We start from the raw sequence: 22,872 nt of genomic DNA, 5'->3' as shown, positions 1-22,872 counted from the left end.
GTGGAGCAGCCGAAGCTGGCACCGCAGCGCGCAAGCCTGCGGTCACTATCATGGCAAGGGTTCACCGCCTCGGCCATGATTACCGTCGCCTCCTGGGGGATCGGCTGGTTCCCGCGCAACCAGCTGTCCCCGCTGGCACGCAGCGGCTTCTTCATAGAATTCCGAACCGAAGTGCCAGGTGTCATCAGCTGCATCGTGCTGATGGCCGTGGGAATTGTCTGGTTGACCCGAACCTGGATCCTGGCCCGGCCATGGGTCCAGGCTGCCGGTGAGATTACCGGGCGGGAACTGGCCCGCGTGCTGGCCATGTGGTCTGCTCCGCTGATGCTCAGCTTCCCGATCCTCAGCCGCGACGTCTACTCCTACCTGGCCCAGGGCCGCATGCTGCACGCCGGCAAATCCCCGTACGCCGAAGGCGTGTCCGCGCTTCCGGGCTGGTTCGATGGCGGATCCGACAGCCTGTGGGCGCAATCGCCCTCGCCCTATGGTCCGTTCTTCCTCGTGCTCGCCCGCATCATCTACTTCGCCTCCAACGGCATTCCCGAAATCGGCGTGGGCCTGCTGCGCGTCATTGCCGTGCTCGGTGTCTGGGGCTGCTATCACTTCACTGCGAAGCTGGCGCAGAAAATGGGGCAGAGCGCGAACTGGGCCAACTGGGCCATCGTGGGCAATCCGCTGTTCCTGCTGACCATGATCGGCGGCGTCCACAACGACGCGCTGATGATCGCCGGTGTCTTCAGCGCCTTCGCCTATGCCTACGACCGCCGTCCCATGGCCGCCACGATGGCGCTGGCCATAGCCGTGTCGGTCAAGCCGATCGTGCTGCTGGCGCTGCCTTTTATCGGCTTGGTCCTGCTGGGCAGGAGCCCGTCGATGCGCGAGAGGTGGAAAATCTGGGCCAAGGTCGCGGCCCTCTCCCTGACCTGGCTGCTTTTGATCGGTGCGGTCACCAACCTCTGGTTCGGCTGGCTGCTTGCCATGTTCACCGCGGGCGATGCGGCGTTCCCGTACGCTCCCGTGGGACTGATCGGCTGGTCCCTGAGCAATCTCGCTGGCATATTCGGCGCCGATATCTCCTTGGTGAATGCCATCGTGGTGGGCGTCTTCCAGGTCATCGCGCTGGCCATTGTGGCGCGCCTGGCGCTGGCCAAGGACACCTCCAGCCCGGTGCGCCTAGCGGCGTGGGCGCTCTCGGCGGTGGTGCTGCTGGCTCCGATTATCCAGCCGTGGTACATCCTGTGGCTGATGGCGCTGTTCGCCATTTCGCACAAGGTGTCCTGGGGATCGGAAAAGCTGATGATCTATGTATCCAGCCTGATCCTGGTGGCGGTTTTCGTCGACCAGCTCTCCATCGAGCAGTGGCACTCGGCCTGGCTGATGAAGACCCTGGCTGGCGTGCTCGTAGCGGGCTTGTTCATCGGCCTCTTCACTGCCGATGCCAGAACCAGGAAAGTGCTGCGCGGGCCGAAAGCATAGCCAAGGTCACATTCTGCAGCCCAGCTTTCTCCCGGAATATTCCGCTTAGATAGAAATATGCAAACAATGTTCTGGCCAGCGGCAATCGCCATTCTCGGCGGCGCCCTCTTCTTGGCGTCCGCCGGCGTTTTCCTGCTGGCCGTGCAATACCGCCGGCATGGACGGTTGTCCTGGCGCCGCACCATTACCACCGCAACCGCAGCGGTCTACGGATTCGGCCTCTTCAGCTACACCATGCTTCCGCTGCCGGCCACGCGCGACGAATTCTGCCGTCCCGGGGTGGCCATCCCGCAACTGGTGCCCGGCCGTTTCGTCGACGACTTCAGGGTGGCCATCGTGGAGCGCGGGCTGAGCGGCTTCGCCACCAGCTTCACGCTGTGGCAGGTGCTGTTCAACATCATCTTGTTCATGCCCCTGGGCATCTTGGCCGTGCGCTGGCTGCGCGGCAACATTTTCACCGGCGTCTTGCTGGGCTTCGCGGCCTCGTTGGCCATCGAGCTGACCCAGTACACCGCTATTTGGGGGTTGTACACCTGCGCCTACCGCGTGGCCGACGTCGATGACCTGATCACTAACACTGCCGGCGCGCTGCTGGGCGCGATGATCGCCTACCTTCCGATGTTCCGCTTCCTGTCCGGTCCGGTGGAAGCGGACGCGGCCAACGCGCCGGCGCGGCCGGTCACCCGCGCCCGCCGCGCACTGGCCAACATCTTCGATGCAGGCTTCACCTCGGCCGTGCTCTTCGTCATCGGCGCTGCACTGGAACTCCTGGAGCGCTTGGGTGCCCCGGAGTTCGGCCAACAGTGGATGAACTTCTGGCTTCCGCTGCTCGTGGTCTTCTGCGTCTTCTGGCTGCCGAGCCTGGCGCCGGGACGGGCTACCCTCGGCCAGCGCTGTGCCTGGCTGATGCTCACCGACGGGCAGGGGCAACCGGCTCCGGCCGGCCGGGCCTTGCTGCGCAGCCTGCTCGGATTTGGCGGGATTAACTTCCTCTTCCAGATTTCCACCAGCATGGTCGACTTCACGCCCTACCCGCTGCTGAACATGCTCGTTGTGATCTATATCGCGATCAGCGCCTTCTACTTCATCTTCGAGGCCAATCACCGGGGGCTGGCCGGAAAAATCAGCGGTACCGGTTTCATCGACCGTCGCGCCCTTTGAGCCAAGGCGCCCCAGCAACGCAAGGCGCACGCTAAAATGGAACGCGGTGGTCTGCGCCTGGGGTGCGGTCCAGCAAACTCGCGTTTGAAGACATACCGATAATTCCCAAAAGTTAGGTCTGCTCAGCAGCATGGAAGATAACAAACCAGAGGTCCCGGCCGAACCGCACCGCGCCGTCCTAGGCACGGCCGTAGGCGCGACGGTCCTCATTGCCATCGGCGCATTCGTGCTCTCGTTCGCTGCATTGACCGACCTGGCCGAACGCTCGGGCATCAGCCCGCGCCTGGCCTGGATCTGGCCAATCATCATCGACGGCATGATCGTGGCCGCCACCGTGGCCATCGTGGCCCTGAACGGCTTCCATCGCAAGGCCATGATCTACCCGTGGTCGCTGCTGTTCTTCGGTGCGATCGTTTCCACCGCGGCGAACTCCACCCACGCAATCCTGACCGTGGACTCGATCGAAAACGGAGTGCCGCCGCTGGTTTCCGCGCTGGTTGCCGCCATGCCGCCAATCGTCTTGCTGGCCATCACCCACCTGACCGTGCACATGTACCAGAAGAAGTCCGAAGCCGCGAAGCTGCGCGCTGAGCTGGAATACAACGAAGAGCAGGAAAACGCCGAGAAGTACGGCGTCGCTTATGATGATGGCTACAACGCTGCGCTGACCGACACCAAGACCGCCGAGGAAGAACGCCTATCGGTCCTGGAACAGGATCACCAGGACGCGCTGGCCCGAGCCCGCGCCGAAGGCATCGCGGCCGGCCGATCGGACTCGAAGGTCACCCCGATCAAGCAGAACGCGCAGCCAGCCAAGGAAACCAAGCCTGCAGCGCAGAAGAAGACCGAGGACAAGGCGCCATTGTTCGACGACATGGCTAAGCGCCTTTCCCGCCCATAAGGGCCGTCGCCGCACCCGGCTGGCGCCAGGGCATGAGCATGAGGACAGCATTTTCAGGAACGCTTTAGCATCCAGGAGGCATCAATGATGGATCCGGCGCAGGGCCAGGCGAACGACGAGTTCTCCGAACAGATTGCGGCCGCCGTTGAGCAGTACAAGTCTGTGACCGGCGAACTCAATACCGTCATGTCGGCCATGAAGGCGAAGATCCGCCGGTTGTTCGCGAATTCCGAGGTGCAACCGCTGTTCATTACCGGCCGGGTGAAATCGCCGCAGTCCTTCGCGGCCAAGGCCTCGCGCCGGCTGCAGGAAAGTTCCGAGACCGCCCCGGTGCTGGAATTCCCCAACCCGCTGCGCGAAATCCACGACATGGTGGGCATCCGCATCATCGTGATGCTGCCCCATGAAATCCAGCAGGTGGCCAGCCTGATCAAGTCGCACCGCGACTCCTTCGACTGCCGCAGCGACCGGGAGAAGGACATCGGCTCGGTGGAGTCCGGCACCTACGGCTACTCCTCGCGCCACCTGCTGCTCAAGACCCGCAGCGAGCCGATCGTGCGCAAATTCCAGGAGGCCTTGGGCAAGCCGGTGGTAGCCAGCGGCAACTTCGTCTTCGAAGTGCAGATCCGCACCGTGCTGCAGCATGCCTGGTCCGAAATGGAGCACGACATCCGCTTCAAGCATCCCGGCGAGGCCGCCTGGAATCCGCAGATCGACCGCCACTTCACCGCCACCGCGGCGATGCTGGAAACCGTGGAGGACTACTTCACGGACATCGACGAGCTGTACCACCGCCTGAACGGCTACCACGACCAGCAGGGCGCCGGATCCGAGCCGTTGACCGGCGAGAAGATCGGCGAAATATGGCAGACGCTGTTGCCGCACGTGGACCGCAAGCGCGATGACGATTGGTCCTGGGCCGCCGAGCTGCTCGGCTCCCACGGCATCGACCAGACCTGGCAGCTGGCGCAGCTGCTGGATGCGAATGTGGTCACCGATGTGCGTGCGGCGCTGGACCACCGGTACTCGCCGGGTCCGGACCGCTTGCTGGACGACGTGCTGCTCTGGCGCTTCGGCAAGGACCACATCGACAAGACCAGCGGCGGGGACCTGCGCCGCGAAGCCTCCTTGCGCCGCCGCCTGATCCAGATGATGGATTACCGATCGCAACCCAGCGACAAGGAATAATTTCGATTCGAAGCCCGGATTTCCACTGCGGTGGAAGTGCGGGCTTCGATTCTTTAGCCAGCTCAACCCCAAACTGTTAGTTTGTGCACGTTCCGCAGGCCACGGCGTGGTTGGCCGGTAGAATAGTCAAGTTGCCCAATTTGTGGGCCGCACAATTCTTGTACCCGCATGAAAGGGCCACACCATATGATTTCCGTAGCCAACCTTGAGCTACGCGTCGGCGCCCGCTTGCTGATGGACGAAGTGAACTTCCGCATCGACAAGGGCGACAAGATCGGACTGGTGGGACGCAACGGTGCCGGCAAGACGACGATGACCAAGGTCCTCGCCGGCGAGACCCAGCCAGCCTCGGGTGAGGTCACCTTCAAGGGCTCCATCGGCTACCTGCCGCAGGACCCCAAGACCCCTGACATGGAGCAGCTGGCGCGCAATCGCATCCTTGGCGCCCGCGGCCTGGACGTGGTGGTCACCAAGCTGGCCCAGAACCGCGAGGACATGGCCAGCGAGGACGCTGCCGTCTCCGCCAAGGCCATGCGCCAGTACGACCGGTTGGAAGCAGAATTCATCGCTGCCGGTGGCTACGCTGCCGAATCCGAAGCGGCCGCCATCTGCGCCAACCTGGATTTGCCGGACCGCATCCTGGACCAGCCGCTGCGCACCCTGTCCGGTGGACAGCGCCGCCGCGTCGAGCTGGCACGCATCCTCTACTCGGACGCCGAGACCCTGCTGCTCGATGAGCCGACCAACCACCTGGACGTCGACTCGATCATGTGGCTGCGCGACTTCATCAAGAACTACCCCGGCGGCGTGCTGATGATCAGCCACGATACCGGCCTGATGGAATCCACCGTGAACAAGGTGCTGAACCTCGACGCGAACCGCGGCGTGGTGGATGTCTACAACATGAACTGGAAGCGCTACAAGATCCAGCGCGAAACCGATGAGCGTGCCCGCAAGCGCGAGCGCGCCAACATCGAGAAGAAGGCTTCGGTCCTGCTGACCCAGGCGAACAAGATGAAGGCCCGCGCCTCCGGCGCCTCGGCGGCGCAGTCCATGCTCAAGCGCGTGGATCGCATGCTTTCCGGGCTGCAGGAGGAGCGTGCCTCCGACAAGGTTGCAGCCCTGCGCTTCCCGGATCCGGCTCCCTGCGGCAAGACCCCGCTCATGGCCGAAGGCCTGTCCAAGGCCTATGGCTCGCTGGAGATCTTCAACGATGTCTCGCTGGCCATCGACCGCGGCTCGAAGGTTGTCATCCTGGGCCTGAACGGTGCCGGCAAGACCACCTTGCTGCGCATGCTCGCCGGTGTCTCCGAACCCGATACCGGAAAGATCATTCCGGGCCACGGCCTGAAGATCGGCTACTTCGCCCAGGAGCATGACACCTTGGATCCGGAAGCCAGCGTGCTGGAGAACATGCGCCGCAACGCGCCTGACCACCTGAACGATGCCGACGTCCGCTCGATCCTCGGCTCGTTCCTGTTCGTCGGAGACGACGTGACCAAGCCGGCCGGCGTGCTCTCCGGCGGCGAGAAGACCCGTCTGGCCCTGGCCACCATCGTGGCTTCCAGCGCCAATGTGCTGCTGCTTGATGAGCCGACCAACAACCTCGACCCTGCCTCGCGCGCCGAGGTGCTGGGCGCGCTGTCCACCTTCCCGGGTGCCGTGGTCATGGTGTCCCACGATGAGGGCGCAGTGATGTCGTTGCAGCCTGAGCGCGTGGTCATCCTGCCTGATGGCGATGAGGACCTCTTCAACGAGGATTACCTGGAATTGGTTTCGCTGACTTAAATCCTGACAACGCGCAATAGCTCTCGTAGGCTTGGCAGATCACCATCTTCAAAGGGAGCTGCCAAGCCATGAGTGTTTTTGGACGCAAATTACCGCGGATCGCAGGCGCTGGGCTGCTGCTTGCCAGCGCGCTGGCCGGCTGCGCCGCACAGGTTTCCGATGAGATCAACGCCCAGTGGACGCTGCTGGACCCTGCCGGGGTGAATGCGTCGAGCACCAGCCTCGACCTCGGGGTCATGCGGCTTGCCTGTTCCTCCGGGTGACCGGCGACGTGACCGCCACCCAGGTGGAGCCGTCCAATGACCAGATCGCCATCGGGATCGTGGTTGAACCGCTGGAAGGCGAAGCGCATGCCTGCCAGGGCAACGAGACCGCGCCCTACACGCTGGAACTGCAGGAGCCGGTGGGGGACCGCACCCTCATCGATGCCTACTGCCTCGAAGGCGAGTGGCACAAGACTCCTGGGTGCAGCGACAGCGGGATCCGCTGGACGCCGCCGGCCAACGGCAGCTGAAAGAAAACTGCATTAAGCAGAGAACCGCGCGGCAACTGGAATATTCCAGCTGCCGCGCGGTTCCCTTGTTTCCCGCAGCTACTTCGGGAGGCCCCCTGGCGTGTGGTCGGCCTGGTCGAGCAGCGCATCCTCGATGGCTTCATCGGTCGGCGTGCCGTCACGGCGGAACTTCTTATCCGGCTTGGCGCGAATCTTGCGCACCTTGTGCAGCGGCTCGTCCAGGCCCAGCGCCTCGGCTTCGGCTTGCTCGGCGGCATCCTCGGCGTTCAGCTTCTTCTGCTGGCGAGCGGCATACCAGAAGCCGATGAAAGCCAGCACGCCAAAGATGTACCACTGGATCTCGTAGGAAAGATGCGGACCTTCATCCATATCCGGAGCGTCCAGCTGCAGTGGCGCAGTGGCCGGGGCCGGATCCTCTTCATACATCAGGCCGTAGGCGCCCTGGGCGATCTCGTAGTCCAGGAGCTTGGCGTAGTCTTCGAGCTGGATCGAAGCCAATTGGCCCTCCGGGGCGCCGCGGTCCAAGCGGATTTCCGATGGTTTCAAGCGCACATCCACAGTGACTTCTCCGGCAGGTGGCGCTGGAACAGCATCCGGGTGGCCGTCTTCCTGGTTGCCGATCGGCAGGTAGCCGCGGTTCACGACGACAGTTCCGCCCTCGTTGGTCCTGAACGGCACCAGCACCTCGTAGCCGGGGCTGCCGGCCTTGATGCGGTTGCGCACGATCATGGTATCCGCGGGCAGATATTGGCCTCTGAGCTGCGCGGTCATCCAGGTCTTGTCCTCGTCCAGGTCCTGGAAATTCTCCAGGGCCTGCGTGCCGGTGACCGGCTCTGCGAAGTAGTTGCGGTTGACCCGTTCGATGCCCTCGAGGACTTCGGCACGGCGGTCGGCTTGCCAATTGCCCAAGCCAATGCAGGCGGCGGCGAAGATCGCCACCAGAATGAGCCAGCCGACCCACCGGGTACTGGCCAGAAAACGATACATCTACTTGCTTTCTCCTTCATTGCCCGGCATCGGCAGCGTTTCCTTGTAGAGCAGGCGTTCCTTCAGATACGTTTCGAGCCAGTCGCGGTGCTCTTCGCAGGCCAGCCAGATTTTGCGCCGGTCCGGGGTGTGGATCTTCGGGTTATTCCACAGCAGCTGGTGGCTGGCGGCGTTGCGGCAGCCCTTTCGCGAGCACTGGATTTCGGCGGCGGCAGGGGAGCCGCCGAGCGAACCTAGCAGATCCACTAGTCCTCCTTGGGAGCAGTTGTTGGCTGTTGCACCGGTTCAGCTTCTTCGGCGAAGCTTCCGTCGATCAATTCTGGTTCCGGTGCCTGCTGCGCGGCCGGCGCGGTTTCGTCCGGTGCGGCGATAGCCTGGGCGCCGGGAGCCTTGTAGAACTCGGCGGGCGGTTCGCGTTTGGTCAGATCCGCACCGCCGTTGGCGATCACCACTGCGATATAGGGAAGGATAATTGCGCCCGCGAGCAAGACCCAGCGCAGCCAGCCATCGAAGAAGAAAGCGAGAACGAAGCAGATCAGGCGCACGGTCATGGAAATCGTGTATTTGCGCACACGTGAATCGCGCTCGGTGGTATGGGACTCGCGCGCTTCGGTAATGCGGTGAACTTCCGGTTGGCTGGAACCGTGATTCGTGGGCTGTGGGGACATGTAAAAGACTTCGCTTCGCAGTACGGGATCTGCTCCCATTGTCTCACCTGCGGCACGAAGAGTGTAATTTCTACGCGCTGTCGAAGCGGTAAAACTGGGTAGTAACTAATAGGATTGTTCACGGAGTAGCTACTTAACTAGGCAAAGTGCGCTTTTCGGCTGGCCCTTGGAGAGATTTACCATGCCAGGACAGCGAGCGCATGAACGGAGAAATACATTGACTACGGAACCAACCACTGGCCGCAGTGTCCTCGTGACCGGCGGCAACCGCGGCATCGGACTTGCTATTGCGCGCGCATTCGAAGCCAACGGCGACAAAGTGGCCATTACCTACCGCAGCGGCGAGGTTCCCGCCGGACTGCTCGGCGTCAAGGCCGATGTCACCGACGGCGAATCGATCGACGCGGCCTTCAAGGAAGTTGAAGCGGCCCACGGTCCGGTAGAAGTCCTCGTCGCCAATGCGGGGGTCACCAAGGACACCCTGCTGCTGCGCATGAGCGAAGACGACTTCACCTCGGTGATCGACACCAACCTCACCGGCGCCTTCCGCGTGATCAAGCGCGCGTCCAAGGGCATGATCCGGCTCAAGCGCGGCCGTGTCGTGCTGATTTCCTCGGTCGTCGGCCTTTACGGCTCGCCAGGGCAGATCAACTACGCGGCGTCCAAGGCCGGCCTGGTGGGCATCGCCCGCTCGCTGACCCGTGAACTGGGCTCACGCGGCATCACCGCCAACGTTGTGGCTCCGGGCTTCATCAACACCGAGATGACCGCTGTGCTGCCAGAGGACACCCAGAAGGAATACCTCTCCAGCATCCCGGCCAACCGCTTTGCTGAGCCTGAAGAGGTTGCCAACGTGGTCCGCTGGATCGCCAGCGACGAAGCAGGCTACATCTCCGGTGCCGTGATCCCGGTTGATGGCGGCCTGGGCATGGGCCACTAGAAGATTTAAGCAAGAAATCCAAAGGAGTACCACCATGAGTGAATTCAAAGGTGCCGTTGTAACCGGTTCCTCGCGCGGCATCGGTGCGGTGACCGCGCAGCTGCTGGCCGAGCAGGGCGTTGGCGTAGTGGTCAACTACCGCGCCAAGGCCCCGCGCGCCAACAAGATTGTTGCCGCTATTGAAGAAAAGGGCGGCAAGGCCGTTGCCGTGGGCGCCGACCTGACCACCGTTGAGGGTCCGCAGGCTCTGGTTGACGCGGCTGTTGAGAACTTCGGCTCGCTGGATGTCGTCGTGCTCAACGCTTCGGGCGGCATGGAAACCTCCATGGGCGAAAACTATGCGCTGCGCCTGAACCGCGACGCGCAGGTGGCCATGCTGGAAGCCGCGCTGCCCCAGCTGAGCGAGGGCGGCCGCGTGGTCTTCGTTACCAGCCACCAGGCGCACTTCATCAACGAAGTAACCACCATGGATGCCTACGACGCTGTGGCCAAGTCCAAGCGCGCCGGCGAAGATGCACTGCGTGAAATGATCCCGAAGCTGGCCGAGAAGAACATCACCTTCGTGGTGGTCTCCGGTGACATGATCGAAGGCACCATCACCGCAACCCTGCTCAACCGCATGGAGCCAGGTGCTATCGACGCCCGCCGCGAAGCTGCCGGCAAGCTGTACTCCGTCGAGGAGTTCGGCGCCGAGGTAGCCAAGATGGTCTTCGCCGACGTCGAGACCGGCCACACCGAGCTGGTTGGCGGCGCAGGCGACTTCCTGGAGCAGTCGGGCAAGTAAGCCCCCGCAGCAGCGCGCATCAGCTGGCGGCAGTTACCCCATGCAGGGGTTCCGACCGCCAGCTTTTCCGTGCCTGGGGCAAAATGCGCAGGGTTAAGCGAAATCGCCGGGCACCTCCGAAAGGGAGGCGCCCGGCGATTTCGCTTGGATCAGTCCTTGGGCTTGTCGCCGCAGACGATCTTGTGCCATGGGCTGTAGGTCCAGCTCTTGGTTTCAGCTGGCAGCTTCTTGGATCCATCGAAGGCTTCCCGGTAGCGGGTGATATCGATGCTGAAGCCCTTCTTGCCACCAGATTCCGAGACGCACTTTTCGGCCGGGTTGTACTTGGTCTCGGGGTTGGTCTGGTTGTACTTGCCCGAGCTCTTCTGCGATACATCCCAGTACTTGGTGGACCACAGGCGGGTATTGACCTTGTCGCCCGAAACCCAGGCCTGGATCATCACGCCGTAGGGGGTGTTGTTCTCCCAGATCATGTCGATCTGGCCTTCCCACAAGGTGGCTTCGCGTCCCGCGGGGTAGCGCTCGAACCAGCGCGAATGCGGCTTGTGGGTGATGTCGTCGTATCCGGCCAGGAAGCCGACGTTGTACATCTGGGTGGAGATCTGCGAGAGTCCGCCGCCTACGGCTTCGGTGCTGAAGCCGCTTTCCACGACCCCGGAGCTGTAGTAGCCGTTGGCCACGGTGATCGGGCCCAAGGCCTGCAGCAGCGAGAAGCGTTCGCCGGGCTTGATGATATCGCCATTGACGCGCGCCGAACCGGCATGCAGGTTCTTGGTGCGTACGGTATCGGAAGCCGGGTAGGGGGTGGAGAAGGTGACGATCGGTTCCTTGATGCCGAGCTTCTTCGCATCTGCGGTGGTGAAGTCGGCTTCCTTCTCGGTCATCTCAACTTCGGCAGTGCGGTTCTTGGCAGCGGTGGCGGCCAGGACCTTGGCGCCCAGGCCCTTGGTCTCCAGCGAGATGCCCTTGGAGGACTTGATGATGGACGGCTTGCCGTCCGTCAAGACGATCTGCGCATCCTTGGCAGTGCTGGAAAGATCGGAATTCTTAGTCGCAGCCTTGTAGAGCTTCTCGTCATCCAATGCGATCGCTGGGGCGCCATCCTTGGGCGCGTACTTTGCCGCCGCGGCAATAGACGCGGCCGAGATGGACGCCTTCTTGTCATCCGATGCCAGGATGACCTCGTCCTTCAGCAGCGCCTTGACGTCCTTGTCGTAGAACGCCTGCAGGGCGTCGGCAGAGATCGCCGGCTTGCTGACTTCGGCAGGAAGGTCGATCGCCGCGCCGGCAATTTCCCATTCCTCGCTGATCAGTGTGGCGGCTTCTTCGGTCTTCAGCGCTACGCCGTCAACGGGCTTGGTCAGCTTCGAGGTGCCATCCTTGAAATCGATGGTTCCTTCGGCGACCTCGGCATTGGCCTTCTTGGCCAGCGCTTCAAGCTGCGCGCCCAGTTTTTCCTGATCTACGTCGACCGCTGGGGTGACGTGGAATTCGCCGGTGAGCCGCTCGTAGAGCTTGGCGGGGTTGATTTCGTAGGAAGTCAGTTCGTTGATGGTTTCATCAACGTTCAGTTCCAGGCCGGCCTTGGCCGGATCCAGGGTGTACTTTTCACCGTTGACGGTGACATCCATTGGCTTTTCAGCCAGGGGGAGTACCTCGCGTTCCAATTCGGCGCGAGCCTGGTCCTTGTTCATGGATCCGATGTTCACGCCCGCAATTGACGCGTTGGCTGGAACCTGGGAACTGACATAGGCGGCTCCGCCGAAATATGCTGCGGCTACGGCTGCAACACAAGAACCGGTAATGATCCAAGGCTTGGCCTTGCTCTTCGGCTTCTTCTTGTCTTGTGCGGAGTGCGTAGGCGTAGTTGAGGAACTGTCCGGGGAGGGGGTCTGCACTGGTCTGGTAGCTCTTTCGAAAGCGATAGGGGCTACGCGCGCGGCTAGGACTTATGCCGCCAGCCGTTAAACGCGTCAATAGAAATACTAACCGCTGGAACAACCGATCAAGTTACCGAAAGCCGCTATCGGCAGAATTGTTATGCAGTTGTTGGATTCCGCTAAGCCAAATCATTGAGTACTAGGTCGGCGATGACGTCCAGGCGCGAGAAGTCCAGGCGCACGTCCGCCTCATCGCGCAGGGCAGGCTTCGCATTGAAAGCCACGCCCAAACCCGCGGCAGCAACCATGGCCAGATCATTGGCGCCATCACCGGCGGCGACGGTTGCCGTCATCGGGATGTGATGTTCCTCGGCCCAGGCGCGCAGCATCGTTTCCTTCATGCCGCGATCGACGATCTGGCCGTGAACGGTTCCGTCAAGAATTCCCTCGGAAATGCCCAAGGTGTTAGCCAGCGCATGGTCCAGGCCCAGATGGGCAGCCAACGGATCCAGGATCTGCTGGAACCCGCCGGAAACTACGCCGACCTTGTGCCCAGCAGCGTGGAACCGCTTGACCAGGGCTTCGGCGCCGTCCGAGAGGACAATGCGCTGGCCTACCTCGGCAAGGACAGTATCTGGCAGATCCTTCAAGGTAGCTACGCGCTGGATCAAGGACTGGGCGAAATCCAGTTCACCGCGCATCGCTGCTTCGGTCACCGCAGCCACTTCTTCTTCCCGTCCAGCGTGAGCGGCGAGCAGTTCGATGACTTCCTGCTTGATCAAGGTGGAATCGACATCCATCAGCAAGAGCAGCTGCGGAGCATCGACGAGTTCGGCCGGTACCACCGCTACGCACATGTCCGCGTATTCCAGTGCGCCGTCGGCGACCTGCGCATCGACGAATGCCGCAGCAGCCTGCTGCAGCTTCGCCTGATCGGCCTGTTCAAGGCGGAACTTGGCGACCAGCCGCTCTTCGCTGGCTTTGATCTGGCTCTCGTCCGCGGCGGGAATGAGCCCGGCGGCGGCCGCTTGCTGCAATACAGCGTTGAAGTCTGTGCGGGAGAAAGCGGGGCGGGATGCGAAAACCAATGATGAAGCCATGCAACCATTTTTCATTGCTTCGGTGTTTACGACCAAACATGACGTGTTGGCGCAAAGCTGCTGACCAGGCCCAGGGGAGCGAACTAGTATTGCCGTTGGACGCAATACAGGTCAATCCGGCGATCTCAGGCCCCGTTCGGCATTTCCAATTAGTGAAACAGGGGCGAAAAGTCTAATCTTGAATACCATGAGCGAAGTGCTAACTTTCAAAGATGTCAGCGTTGTACGCGGGCGAAAAGACCTGCTCAAGGACGTGTCCTGGGAAGTCAAAGAAGGACAGCGGTGGATTGTGATCGGCCCCAATGGCGCCGGCAAGTCGACCTTGATGAACATTGCGGCCACCCGGCTGCACCCAACCCGCGGTACCGCGGATATCCTTGGCGAACGTTTGGGCAAGGTGTCGGTCTTCGATCTGCGTCCGTTGATCGGCCTGAGCTCAGCCCTGGTTGCCAACTCCATTCCAGCCAACGAAACCGCGCTGAACGTAGTACTCACCGCGGCTTACGGCATGACCGGTCGCTGGCGCGAGAAGTACGAGAAGCTCGATGAGCGCCGTGCTTTCCATCTGCTGCACAACTGGGGCATGTCCACCTTCATGAACCAACCTTTCGGCAAGCTTTCCGAAGGCGAGCGCAAGCGCGTGCTGATCGCCCGTGCCTTGATGACCGATCCCGAACTGCTGATCCTCGATGAGCCTGCAGCAGGCTTGGACCTTGCCGGGCGCGAAGACCTGGTTGGCAAGCTGGCGGAACTGGCAGCCGACGAGGATGCCCCGGCGCTGGTTCTGGTGACCCACCACCTTGAAGAGGTGCCAGCGGGATTCACCCACATCTTGATGATGCGCGACGGCGAAGTTGTCGCTGCCGGCGAGATCGAATCCACGCTGAACGAAGCGAACCTGGAAGCAACCTATGGCATGCCGCTGAGCCTGCGCCGTGAAGGTGGACGCTACTCTGCTTTTGCACGCAGCTAACAGCAATAACTAAAGGGGAAAATTCCACGTGATCGAATTTTGGCGCGAAGCCCTGGTCTTCATTGGCGGACTGTGGGCCGGAACTATCAACACCGTCGTCGGTTCGGGCACGTTGGTCACTTTCCCCATTCTCGTGGCGTTGGGCATGGCTCCGGTGAATGCCGTCGTCTCCAACGCCATGGGTCTGGTTGCTGGTGGCTTCTCCGGTGCCTGGGGGTACCGTCGAGAAGCTGCCAGCGTCAAGAAGACGCTGCTCAAACTCGTGCCGGTTTCATTGGTCGGCGGGTTGATCGGTTCCTTGCTCCTCCTGAACCTGCCGGAGTCCGTCTTCGGCATCGTTGCGCCGGTGCTGCTGGTTTGCGCGCTGGTGCTGGTGATCTTCCAGCCCCGTCTTGCCAAGTGGGCGAAGACCCGGCAGGCCGCTTCCGGCGGCACCGACCCGGATGATGCCGATCGCGCCCAGATTCCAATGGTCCTCTACATCCTGGTGTTCATCATCGGTGTCTACGGCGGCTACTTCACCGCCGCGCAGGGAGTCCTGCTGATGGCGGTATTCGGCGTGTTCTTGCAAGCATCCCTGCAGCAGTCCAATGCAATCAAGGTCATCCTCTCCCTGATCGTGAATCTCGTGGCGGCCGCGATGTACCTGATCATTGCGCCGGAACGCATCAATTGGCTCGTCGTCCTGCTTATCGCTGTCGGCTCGCTGATCGGCGGATTTGCCGGCGCCAAGATTGGCCGCAAGCTCTCGCCTGGGCTGCTGCGCCTGGTCATCGTCATCCTGGGCCTGGTCGCCCTGGGCAACATGCTCTACAAGTTGGTGTAGCTTCGTGGCTGAAATTCTCAACCCTGAACGGATCCTGCCGGTCGCGGATCTGGCCGATTCCCGCCTCGACGAGTACCTCCGGCTCTCCGAAGCGAACCTGCGTATGCGCACTGACGTGGAAAACGGGCTCTACATTGCCGAGAGCACCAAAGTGGTGCAGCGTGCGATCAACGCGGGCCACGTGCCGCGCAGCTTCTTGCTCGCCGAAAAGCATCTGGACCAGCTAACCGAGGAGTTCAACCGTTTCCCAGACGCGCCGATTTTCATTGGGGATGATCGGCAGCTCCAGGATCTGGTCGGCTTCCACTTGCACCGCGGCGCCATGGCAGCGATGAATCGTCCCGAACCGCTGGATCTGGACGAAGTGCTTGAAGCCAGTTCGCGCGTCGCCATCTTGGAAGACATCGCCGACCATACTAACCTCGGCGCAATTATCCGTTCGGCTTCAGGGCTCGGCGTTGACGCCGTGCTGCTCACCCCCAAATGCGTGGACCCCTGGTACCGTCGCAGCGCCCGCGTCTCAATGGGGACGGTCTTCGACCTTCCATGGGTACGCATGCTGTCGTGGCCAGAGGACATCCAGATCTTGAAGAAGCATGGCTACGAGATGCTCGCCATGGAACTGACCGAGGACGCGATCCCGCTAAACGAAGTAGAGATCAAGTCTGGCCAGAAGGTCGCCATGATCTTGGGCAACGAAGGCAGGGGAGTTACCGATGAAGCTCTGGCCGCCGTTGACCGGACCGTGATCATCCCTATGTACCGCGAAGTGGATTCCCTGAATGTTGGTGCCGCTAGCGCAATTGCATTCTGGCATTTGTGCTCCGCGCCACGCTAAGAAGGTTTCTGCCGCCGCCGCTTTTGCGATAGGATGGACTGTCTGTGCATTGAGGTCTCTTCATGGAGCCCTGAATGCGGGACACAATTTCCGAGTACGTAGCTACTGGCAAAATCCAGTGGCCATAACCAAAAAGGTGTATAGCTATGAAGGCTGATATCCATCCACAGTACGGCCCAGTTGTCTTCAACGACCTGGCATCCGGCGAGAAGATCCTGACCCGTTCGACCGCTAAGTCGGACAAGACCATCGAATGGGAAGATGGCAACACCTACCCAGTAATCGACGTCGAAATCTCGGCAGCTTCGCACCCGTTCTACACCGGCAAGCAGCGCATCATGGACACCGCTGGTCGTGTCGAGCGCTTCAACGCCCGCTTCAAGGGCTTCGGCGGCAAGAAGTAATACTTCGCCCCTAGCAAGCTTTCGCGGCGTGTTTCCAGTATTTGGAAACACGCCGCTGCTGCTTTAACAGCACACCTGTCCATCAGTGACTGAAAAATGTTTTCACGGAACCGTCTAAGAGGATTCGTTTTTCGCGCCACGATACGCATCGCGGCATCTTGGCAGTTTCCTGGATGCGCCAGTGACTGAAAAATATTGTCAGCAGCGTCCGCCCCAGCGTCTTCCTGCTCAATAGCCGTCGGGGCGGCAGGAGATGACTGAAAAATGCTCTCACTTAACTGACTAGGAGGATTCCTTTTTCGCGCCGCGATGCGCTAGTGGCATTTTGGTAGTCGTCTCGATGCGCCAGTGACTGAAAAATATTGTCAGCAGCGTTCGCCCCAGCGTCGTTCGGCGCAATAGCCGTCGGGGCAGCCGGGGATGACTGAAAAATGTTTTCACGGAACTGTCGTAGAGGTCCCGTTTTTGGCACAGCGGTGCGCATCGGGCATTTTGGCAGTTGCCTGGAGGCGCCATTGACTGAAAAATATTGTCAGGAGCGTTTGCCCAGAGCTTTTCGGTGCTATAGCCGTCGGGGTTTCCAGTGGCGGCTGAATAAGGATTCGCTGACTCGTCGAAGCAGACGTCTTGGCCGCACTGCTCCGAGCAACTGGCTCCATCGCCGTTGCGTGAATGGTGTTATTGGTGGTGTGGAGGTGCTGGTGACTGAAAAAGTCTGTCACCCAAAAACCGGTCAATCGGGATAGCGTCCTCAGCCTGTTTCCTTCTGGCCGTCATCTGGCGGCGATTCAGGACCGGGATCCTCGTCTGGAATGTCGACGCGAGGCTTGAGCCCAAGTACCCTGCGTACTTCTGCCGTGAGTCGAATATGCGGCAAAGGAATGACCTTAGGGCGCTCTGGGCAATGATCATTTACATGATCGAATTGGTCCACACGCTTGACGCTATCCGGAATAACGAGTGCGCTCAGCCCGTGTGGAGTCACCCACATCTTGGATCCGTCAGGACGCGGAACGACTTTCCAACCCAATGCATGCTTGAACATTTGATGCTGCTTGCACAGCAGATGCGTATTGTCCCTGGTCGTATGCCCTCCGTGAGCCCAGCCATTTATATGGTCAATCTCGGAGCGGTCAGCTGGACGGCGACAGCCGGGGAAGCAGCAATGCTCATCGCGGTGCCGTAACAGATCCTTGAGGCTCTGCGAGGGCCGGTAGCGCCTTCGCTCGACATCTATCGCGGCGCCAGTCCATGGGTCGGTCAGCACGCGCTGGAACGAAGGCGCATCCTTTGCCAACACCAATGCGACCCCCAGTGGGATGGGGCCGTAGCCTTCCAGGTCAGCCACGGTCCTTGTAGGATCCGCCAGCATTTCCACCGCGGGAATCGTGATGGATACCCGTGGCTTGAGGGGCGTGCCTTCCCGGTCCGGCCAGCCGTTGAGGATGATGTCTGCAAAGGCGTCCGCTTCTATTTGCTCCCGGGTGCGGGGATCCTGCGGATCGTTATGCTGATCAGCTAGCCATTTCACGGAGTTCTTGATGGAATGAATCACTGCGGCACTGTTGTAGTACTTGAGGGTGGACATGCCATTTTCGTTATCCCATAGCGTGAGCTTGCGATTCTTTTCAGACTTCTTGTGCCTTTGTTCGGCGGCCTCCGGGCACATCCTGTCATGGAACCGGCGTGCGCGTTGGTATATCGCGTCATCAGACGCAGTCTTCGCCATGGGCAACAGCACGCGTTGCATCTGCATGATTTGTTCGGGGAGCAAGTCCTGCGAATACTTCACGATGTCATGCGCTGCCTTGGGCGTGATCTCTCCTGCAGCCAGAGCCGTGAGGGTTTCCTTGCAGGCGTAGCGAAGACCCTTGGCATAGAACATCCGCTTGCCTACCATGCGAGGGGTCTCACGCAGCGCGACAGCCGCTTCTGCGATGAAGTTGGAGTTGATGACCTGGTCACTGCCGCGGTCAACGCCATAGTATTGAGCACTTTTCCGAGCCTCGCGTTCCTCCTCCTCGGTAGTGGTCCCCGCGGTGGCGATCATATCGGCAAATGATTCACTGACTTGTTCTACTGAATCGGCCAGCAGCACAGATGTCATTGCATCGAGGGTGCTCTGGATGCGTTGGATCTTCTTCAGCCGTTCGAGGGCGTCGCCGGGGCCATTGAGCGGGCCCGCGTCGTAGAGCTCATCTGCCAATTGCTTCAGCGGACCATGGAACAGGTGATGCTCGAGATGGTCGCTGAATAACGAATCCTTGTGGGATTCTGTGCGAGTGCCAGATGGGGGCAACGGTAGACGATGTTCATCATCGTCGTCATGGATGAAATCGGGTATAGCCATAGTTAATTATCCTGCTGGCAACAGACAGTTTGGCCCGGAAATCCGCGGAATGTGGAAGTATTCTCGAATATTTATTCGATTGTTATCCGGGGTCGAATGTTGCCACTGCGAACCACCGAATCCGGGGGCGCGTGGATTCGACTAGTGGGCAGCCGGGGATAGAATGAAACCATGAAGCATCATGGTGAATACAAGGTAGTCGGTGGCAAATTAGTCGTTGTAGATCTGGATACTTCCGATGGCGTGATCACCGAAGTGTCATTGAATGGCGACTTCTTCCTGGAACCAGATGATGCACTCGATGACTTGAATGATGCGCTACGCGGTTTGCCAGCGGACGCCAGCCACAGCACCATACGCAATGCGGTAACCGACAATCTGCGTGAAGGCGCAGTGATGTTCGGTTTTGACGAAGACGCCATCGCGCGCGTCGTCCGCCGCGCGCTGGGACACGCCACCAAGTGGGAAGACCACGAGTGGGAAGTCCTGGGCCCGGAGATCATTCCAATCACCGAGCAAGTGGCGCTGGATGAGGTGCTGACCCGGCAAATCGCCAAGGGGACCCGCAAGCCGACCATCCGCTTCTGGGACTGGAGCGAAGGTGCCGTCGTGATCGGCTCCTTCCAGTCGCTGAAGAACGAAGTGGACATGGAGCAAGCCGAAAAGCACGGCATCCAGGTGGTTCGCCGCATTTCCGGAGGCGGCGCGATGTTCATGGAAGCTGGCAACTGCATTACCTACTCGCTCTACGCTCCTGAATCCCTGGTGGACGGCATGAGCTTTGCCGATTCCTACCCGTACCTGGACGCCTGGGTGATGGAAGCGCTGGAAAGCATCGGCCTGGAAGCGTACTACAAGCCGCTGAACGACATCGCGACCCCTGCCGGCAAGATCGGCGGCGCAGCGCAAAAGCGCCTGGCCAACGGTGCGATGCTGCACCACGTCACGATGAGCTACGACATCGACGCGGAGAAGATGACCCAGGTGCTGCGCATTGGCCGGGAGAAGATCTCCGACAAGGGCATCACCTCAGCGGTCAAGCGTGTGGATCCGCTGAAGTCGCAGACAAAGCTGGATCGCATGGAGATCATCAACGTCATGATGGACACCTTCGCCAAGCGCACCGGGGCCAAGCCGGCGCAGCTGGATGCCGAATCCCGTCTGGCGGCGAAGGAATTGGCCGAGGCCAAATTCGCTACCGCGCAGTGGACCGCGCGGGTTCCGTAGCGAGCCAAGATCCAAGGGGCTGTTCTCGATCAAGTTCGAGGCCAGGCCCTTGTTTTGCTTGAGGCCATGGTTGCTGTGGCCCTGCCATCTCCGCTGGGCCGGCCGGGTTCGGCCGCAGGGCAGACCCGCACTGGAACCAGTTGCGCCACCGGCAACGGCCTGCGGCTCTTGGCCGGCCCGCTGCGTGGATGAGCAGCGGGCCGGCTTCGGAGGGCCAGCGCCTAGCGGCTGGTGCGGCTGTAGGCCTGGGCCTTCAGCGAGCGTTCCAGTTCTGCGCGTTCCTCAAGCAGGATGCGCTTGAGGGCGGCCGGTGCGCTCTCATGGCGTTCCAGCCAGCTGGTCGCGGTAGCCAGTGCATGGTTCTGCTCGATGGCGCCCTGGAGATCCTGGTGCCCTGGATACAGCCCCTCGATCACGCGCGTGGCGAATTCCATGCCCATGGTCTCGAAGACCGGCAGGATCGCGGCCCAGTAGCGTTCCTCGAACGGTGCCAGCAGGGCGGAGGAACCCATGGTGAAGCCAAGTGCGGTGGCCGAGAGGGCATCGTTGGACAGCTCTCCGTGTTCATCGCGCGCCATCAGCACGGTGTCGAAAGCGGTGTCCTTGGCCTGCGGGTCCGGGCGCGCCGCCAGCGCGGTGCGAACCGAATTCTGCGCCACGCTGGTGGGGTTGGCCTTGGCCGCTTCGTGCATGGACGCCTCGGCGGCCTCGTCGAGCCGGCCGGAAGCGGCCAGCGCGATGTAGGAACCCCACAGCAGCTGCTCATCGACGGTGACCTGGTAGGCATTGGGCTGCTCGCCCAGGAAGGCGTCGAGCACCTCCGGAGCCACGCCGGCACGGGCCAGGCGAACCAGGGTGCGCGCGGTGGTGGTCTGCTGGTCTCCGCCGGCCTCGAACCGGGTGAGCCACCCGGTGAGGGTTGCGGCGGCCTTCTGGCGCAGCTCCGCGCGCAGCTCGGGGGCAACGTACTTGGAAATCGAGGTGGCCAACTGGTCGGTAAGCACCCCGAAGACGCCCGCGTCGGTGACGGCGTGCGCGTGATCGAGGATCGCCTGCACGTAGCTTTGCGCATCCAAGGTGGCCGAACGCACCGCATCCCACAGCGACGCCCAGCAGGTGGCGCGGGGCAGCGAGTCGCCCAGGCCCGAGAGGTGGCCGAGCAAGGTGGCACGCGAAACCGGGTCGAATTCGATCAGCGCATAGGTCTCATCGCCGTCGTTGGGCAGCAGCAGATCCGGGATCCGGCGTCCGACCAGGAAGTCCAGGGCCGCAGATTCGCCGGAGAGCTCCACGTCCACCGAGTCGGTGCGCACCAGCTGGCTCCCGTCCAGCTGGTAGGCGCCGACCGAAAGCACATGCGGGCGGGCGATCTTCTGCCCGGTGACCGGATCGGTGCCCGACTGGATCAGCGATGCCGCGGTGATGGTGCCGCCGGCATCGGTGGTGTACTCGACGTGCAGCTTCGGCACGCCGCTGGTCTTCAGCCAGGCATCCGCCCACTGGCCCATATCGCGGCCGCTGGCCGCTTCGAGCGCTTCGAGGAAGTCATCCAGCGAGGTATTGCCGTAGGCGTGCTTGCGGAAGTAGGCGCGGGCGGCGTCGCGGAAGGCCTCGGCGCCGACAAAGGCGGCCAGCTGCTTGAGCACGCTGGCGCCCTTGGCATAGGTGATGCCATCGAAATTCTGGTCCGCGGCCAGCAGGTCCGGGATGTCGGCCACGATGGGGTGGGTGGTGGGCATCTGGTCGGCCACGTAGGCCCAGGCCTTGCGGCGCGCCGCGAAGGTGGTCCACGCGGTGGTGAAATCGGTGGCTTCGTCGTTGGCCAGGGTGCCGATGTAGTCGGCGAAGGATTCCTTGAGCCACAGGTCATCCCACCACTTCATGGTGACCAGGTCGCCGAACCACATGTGCGCCATTTCGTGCATCAGGGTGTTGCCGCGCTGCTCGTACTGCCCTTCGGTGGCATGCGAGGTGAAGACGTAGCGTTCGGTGAAGGTAACCAGGCCCGGGTTTTCCATGGCGCCGAGGTTGTACTCCGGCACGAACGCCGAGTCGTACTTGCCCCACGGGTAGGGGTAGTCGAACAGCTGGTGGTAGTAGTCCAGGCCCTGGCTGGTCAGCTTGATGATCTCGTCGCCGTCGAAGTGCCCGGCCAGCGAGGCGCGGCAGGTGGCGGCCATCTCGATGCTCAGCTCTTCGCCGTCCTCCAGCCGCTGGAGGTGCTCGCCGCGCACCACGTGGTACGGTCCGGCCAGCACCGCGGTGATGTAGCTGGAAATCGGGGGAGTCGGGGCGCAGGCCACGGTCTTGGTGCCGTCATCGTGCAGTACCTCATCGACGATCGGCTGGTTGCTGGCCAGATGCCAGGCTGCCGGGCCGGTGAGGGTGAAGCGGTAGCTGGTCTTCAGGTCGGGCTGCTCGAAGCAGGCGAAGACCCGGCGCGCCTCGGAAGGCTCGAACTGGGTGTAGAGGTAGGTTTGCCCATCCTGCGGATCCACGAAGCGGTGCAGCCCCTCGCCGGAGCGCGAGTAGATCGCCCGCCCGGTGATCTTCACGGTGTTCGGCACGTCGGTGCGCAGCTGATCGAGGTAGATGCGTGCATCGAGCACTGCTGATTCCAGGTCGATCGCGGTGCCGTTGACCAGTACCTCGTCCACGGATTCGTGGATGAAGTCGATGAAGGCCGCCGGATCCTTGGAGCTGAAGTTCAGCGTGGTGATCGAGCTGAAGCTGGTGGCTGTGCGATCGGTGGCATTGGAAAGATCGAGCTGGACCTCGGCGAAGTGCCATTCGATATTCCGTGCGCGCCAGGCCGCTTCGTCGCGCCTGAGGTTTTCATTGGGTGCATAGCGTTGAAGTGTGTCCAC

22 protein-coding genes are annotated in these 22,872 nt (G+C 61.7%); 15 read left to right on the top strand and 7 right to left on the bottom strand.

Features of this window, described 5'->3' with window-relative positions; all coding sequences use genetic code 11:
• The 7 genes from mptB to AC1Z36_RS12220 all read left to right on the top strand — a co-directional run bounded on the left by mptB (window position 1) and on the right by AC1Z36_RS12220 (window position 7,028).
• Window positions 1-1,476 carry a polyprenol phosphomannose-dependent alpha 1,6 mannosyltransferase MptB gene (gene mptB, locus AC1Z36_RS12250; protein WP_146112887.1) on the top strand — a complete coding sequence of 492 codons (1,476 nt, stop codon included), beginning with the start codon at window positions 1-3 and terminating at the stop codon, window positions 1,474-1,476.
• Window positions 1,477-1,533: 57 nt separating this feature from the next.
• The gene (locus AC1Z36_RS12245) at window positions 1,534-2,637 is read left to right on the top strand and encodes a VanZ family protein (protein ID WP_105661237.1); all 1,104 of its coding nucleotides are present in this window, start codon (window positions 1,534-1,536) and stop codon (window positions 2,635-2,637) included.
• 130 nt (window positions 2,638-2,767) lie between these two features.
• Complete coding sequence (locus tag AC1Z36_RS12240; RefSeq protein WP_105657789.1) at window positions 2,768-3,538, top strand: DUF2637 domain-containing protein; 771 nt, start codon at window positions 2,768-2,770, stop codon at window positions 3,536-3,538.
• Between the two features lie 84 nt (window positions 3,539-3,622).
• On the top strand, window positions 3,623-4,726 hold the full coding sequence (locus tag AC1Z36_RS12235; protein WP_105657790.1) for a GTP pyrophosphokinase: 1,104 nt from the start codon (window positions 3,623-3,625) through the stop codon (window positions 4,724-4,726).
• 186 nt (window positions 4,727-4,912) lie between these two features.
• Window positions 4,913-6,514, top strand: a complete 1,602-nt coding sequence (locus AC1Z36_RS12230) for an ABC-F family ATP-binding cassette domain-containing protein (RefSeq protein ID WP_105657791.1) — start codon at window positions 4,913-4,915, stop codon at window positions 6,512-6,514.
• A 68-nt stretch (window positions 6,515-6,582) separates the two neighbouring features.
• Window positions 6,583-6,777 carry a hypothetical protein gene (locus tag AC1Z36_RS12225; RefSeq protein WP_402734861.1) on the top strand — a complete coding sequence of 65 codons (195 nt, stop codon included), beginning with the start codon at window positions 6,583-6,585 and terminating at the stop codon, window positions 6,775-6,777.
• 8 nt (window positions 6,778-6,785) lie between these two features.
• Window positions 6,786-7,028, top strand: coding sequence for a hypothetical protein (locus AC1Z36_RS12220; protein WP_402734860.1), 243 nt, complete (start codon window positions 6,786-6,788; stop codon window positions 7,026-7,028).
• Between the two features lie 78 nt (window positions 7,029-7,106).
• On the opposite strand, the gene AC1Z36_RS12215 is transcribed toward AC1Z36_RS12220, so the two are convergent.
• Genes AC1Z36_RS12215 through AC1Z36_RS12205 form a run of 3 tightly spaced genes read right to left on the bottom strand, consistent with a single transcriptional unit; the run spans window position 7,107 to window position 8,683 of the window.
• Window positions 7,107-8,015 carry an SURF1 family cytochrome oxidase biogenesis protein gene (locus AC1Z36_RS12215; RefSeq protein ID WP_332498810.1) on the bottom strand — a complete coding sequence of 303 codons (909 nt, stop codon included), beginning with the start codon at window positions 8,013-8,015 and terminating at the stop codon, window positions 7,107-7,109.
• Window positions 8,016-8,261: an acetone carboxylase gene (locus tag AC1Z36_RS12210; RefSeq protein WP_105657794.1), complete on the bottom strand. Its 246-nt coding sequence runs from the start codon at window positions 8,259-8,261 to the stop codon at window positions 8,016-8,018. It abuts the gene before it with no gap.
• A complete protein-coding gene (locus AC1Z36_RS12205; protein WP_332727427.1) occupies window positions 8,261-8,683 on the bottom strand; it encodes a DUF3099 domain-containing protein in 423 nt (140 codons plus the stop codon). Before AC1Z36_RS12205 ends, AC1Z36_RS12210 begins: the two co-directional genes overlap by 1 nt.
• A 217-nt stretch (window positions 8,684-8,900) precedes the next feature.
• On the opposite strand from AC1Z36_RS12205, the gene fabG reads away from it, so the two are divergent.
• On the top strand, window positions 8,901-9,623 hold the full coding sequence (gene fabG / locus AC1Z36_RS12200) for a beta-ketoacyl-ACP reductase (protein ID WP_105657795.1): 723 nt from the start codon (window positions 8,901-8,903) through the stop codon (window positions 9,621-9,623).
• 34 nt (window positions 9,624-9,657) lie between these two features.
• On the top strand, window positions 9,658-10,407 hold the full coding sequence (locus AC1Z36_RS12195; protein WP_105661240.1) for an SDR family oxidoreductase: 750 nt from the start codon (window positions 9,658-9,660) through the stop codon (window positions 10,405-10,407).
• A gap of 149 nt (window positions 10,408-10,556) precedes the next feature.
• On the opposite strand, the gene AC1Z36_RS12190 is transcribed toward AC1Z36_RS12195, so the two are convergent.
• Together AC1Z36_RS12190 and serB are read right to left on the bottom strand one after the other, a co-directional pair.
• Complete coding sequence (locus AC1Z36_RS12190; RefSeq protein WP_483561288.1) at window positions 10,557-12,305, bottom strand: VanW family protein; 1,749 nt, start codon at window positions 12,303-12,305, stop codon at window positions 10,557-10,559.
• Window positions 12,306-12,466: 161 nt separating this feature from the next.
• The gene (gene serB / locus AC1Z36_RS12185) at window positions 12,467-13,387 is read right to left on the bottom strand and encodes a phosphoserine phosphatase SerB (protein ID WP_105657798.1); all 921 of its coding nucleotides are present in this window, start codon (window positions 13,385-13,387) and stop codon (window positions 12,467-12,469) included.
• A 187-nt stretch (window positions 13,388-13,574) separates the two neighbouring features.
• On the opposite strand from serB, the gene AC1Z36_RS12180 reads away from it, so the two are divergent.
• The 4 genes from AC1Z36_RS12180 to AC1Z36_RS12165 all read left to right on the top strand — a co-directional run bounded on the left by AC1Z36_RS12180 (window position 13,575) and on the right by AC1Z36_RS12165 (window position 16,428).
• Window positions 13,575-14,360, top strand: coding sequence for an ABC transporter ATP-binding protein (locus tag AC1Z36_RS12180; protein ID WP_105657799.1), 786 nt, complete (start codon window positions 13,575-13,577; stop codon window positions 14,358-14,360).
• A gap of 28 nt (window positions 14,361-14,388) precedes the next feature.
• A complete protein-coding gene (locus AC1Z36_RS12175) occupies window positions 14,389-15,186 on the top strand; it encodes a sulfite exporter TauE/SafE family protein (protein WP_133833401.1) in 798 nt (265 codons plus the stop codon).
• A gap of 4 nt (window positions 15,187-15,190) precedes the next feature.
• Window positions 15,191-16,024, top strand: coding sequence for a TrmH family RNA methyltransferase (locus AC1Z36_RS12170; RefSeq protein WP_483561287.1), 834 nt, complete (start codon window positions 15,191-15,193; stop codon window positions 16,022-16,024).
• A 146-nt stretch (window positions 16,025-16,170) separates the two neighbouring features.
• Window positions 16,171-16,428 (top strand): type B 50S ribosomal protein L31, encoded by a 258-nt coding sequence (locus AC1Z36_RS12165; protein ID WP_013348950.1) that lies wholly within the window; start codon window positions 16,171-16,173, stop codon window positions 16,426-16,428.
• A 751-nt stretch (window positions 16,429-17,179) separates the two neighbouring features.
• On the opposite strand, the gene AC1Z36_RS12160 is transcribed toward AC1Z36_RS12165, so the two are convergent.
• The gene (locus AC1Z36_RS12160) at window positions 17,180-18,778 is read right to left on the bottom strand and encodes an HNH endonuclease (RefSeq protein WP_483561286.1); all 1,599 of its coding nucleotides are present in this window, start codon (window positions 18,776-18,778) and stop codon (window positions 17,180-17,182) included.
• Window positions 18,779-18,949: 171 nt separating this feature from the next.
• Between AC1Z36_RS12160 and lplAB the strand changes: the two genes are divergently transcribed.
• Window positions 18,950-20,005, top strand: coding sequence for a lipoate-protein ligase LplAB (gene lplAB, locus AC1Z36_RS12155; protein WP_400342360.1), 1,056 nt, complete (start codon window positions 18,950-18,952; stop codon window positions 20,003-20,005).
• A 66-nt stretch (window positions 20,006-20,071) separates the two neighbouring features.
• Window positions 20,072-20,197: a hypothetical protein gene (locus tag AC1Z36_RS12150; RefSeq protein WP_286172100.1), complete on the top strand. Its 126-nt coding sequence runs from the start codon at window positions 20,072-20,074 to the stop codon at window positions 20,195-20,197.
• Window positions 20,198-20,226: 29 nt separating this feature from the next.
• On the opposite strand, the gene pepN is transcribed toward AC1Z36_RS12150, so the two are convergent.
• Window positions 20,227-22,872 carry an aminopeptidase N gene (gene pepN / locus AC1Z36_RS12145; RefSeq protein WP_483561285.1) on the bottom strand — a complete coding sequence of 882 codons (2,646 nt, stop codon included), beginning with the start codon at window positions 22,870-22,872 and terminating at the stop codon, window positions 20,227-20,229.

This window comes from Glutamicibacter sp. BS14 (assembly GCF_056934375.1).
The sequence above is the reverse complement of the archived record's forward strand: the minus strand, read 5'-3'. Positions and strand labels throughout refer to the sequence as shown.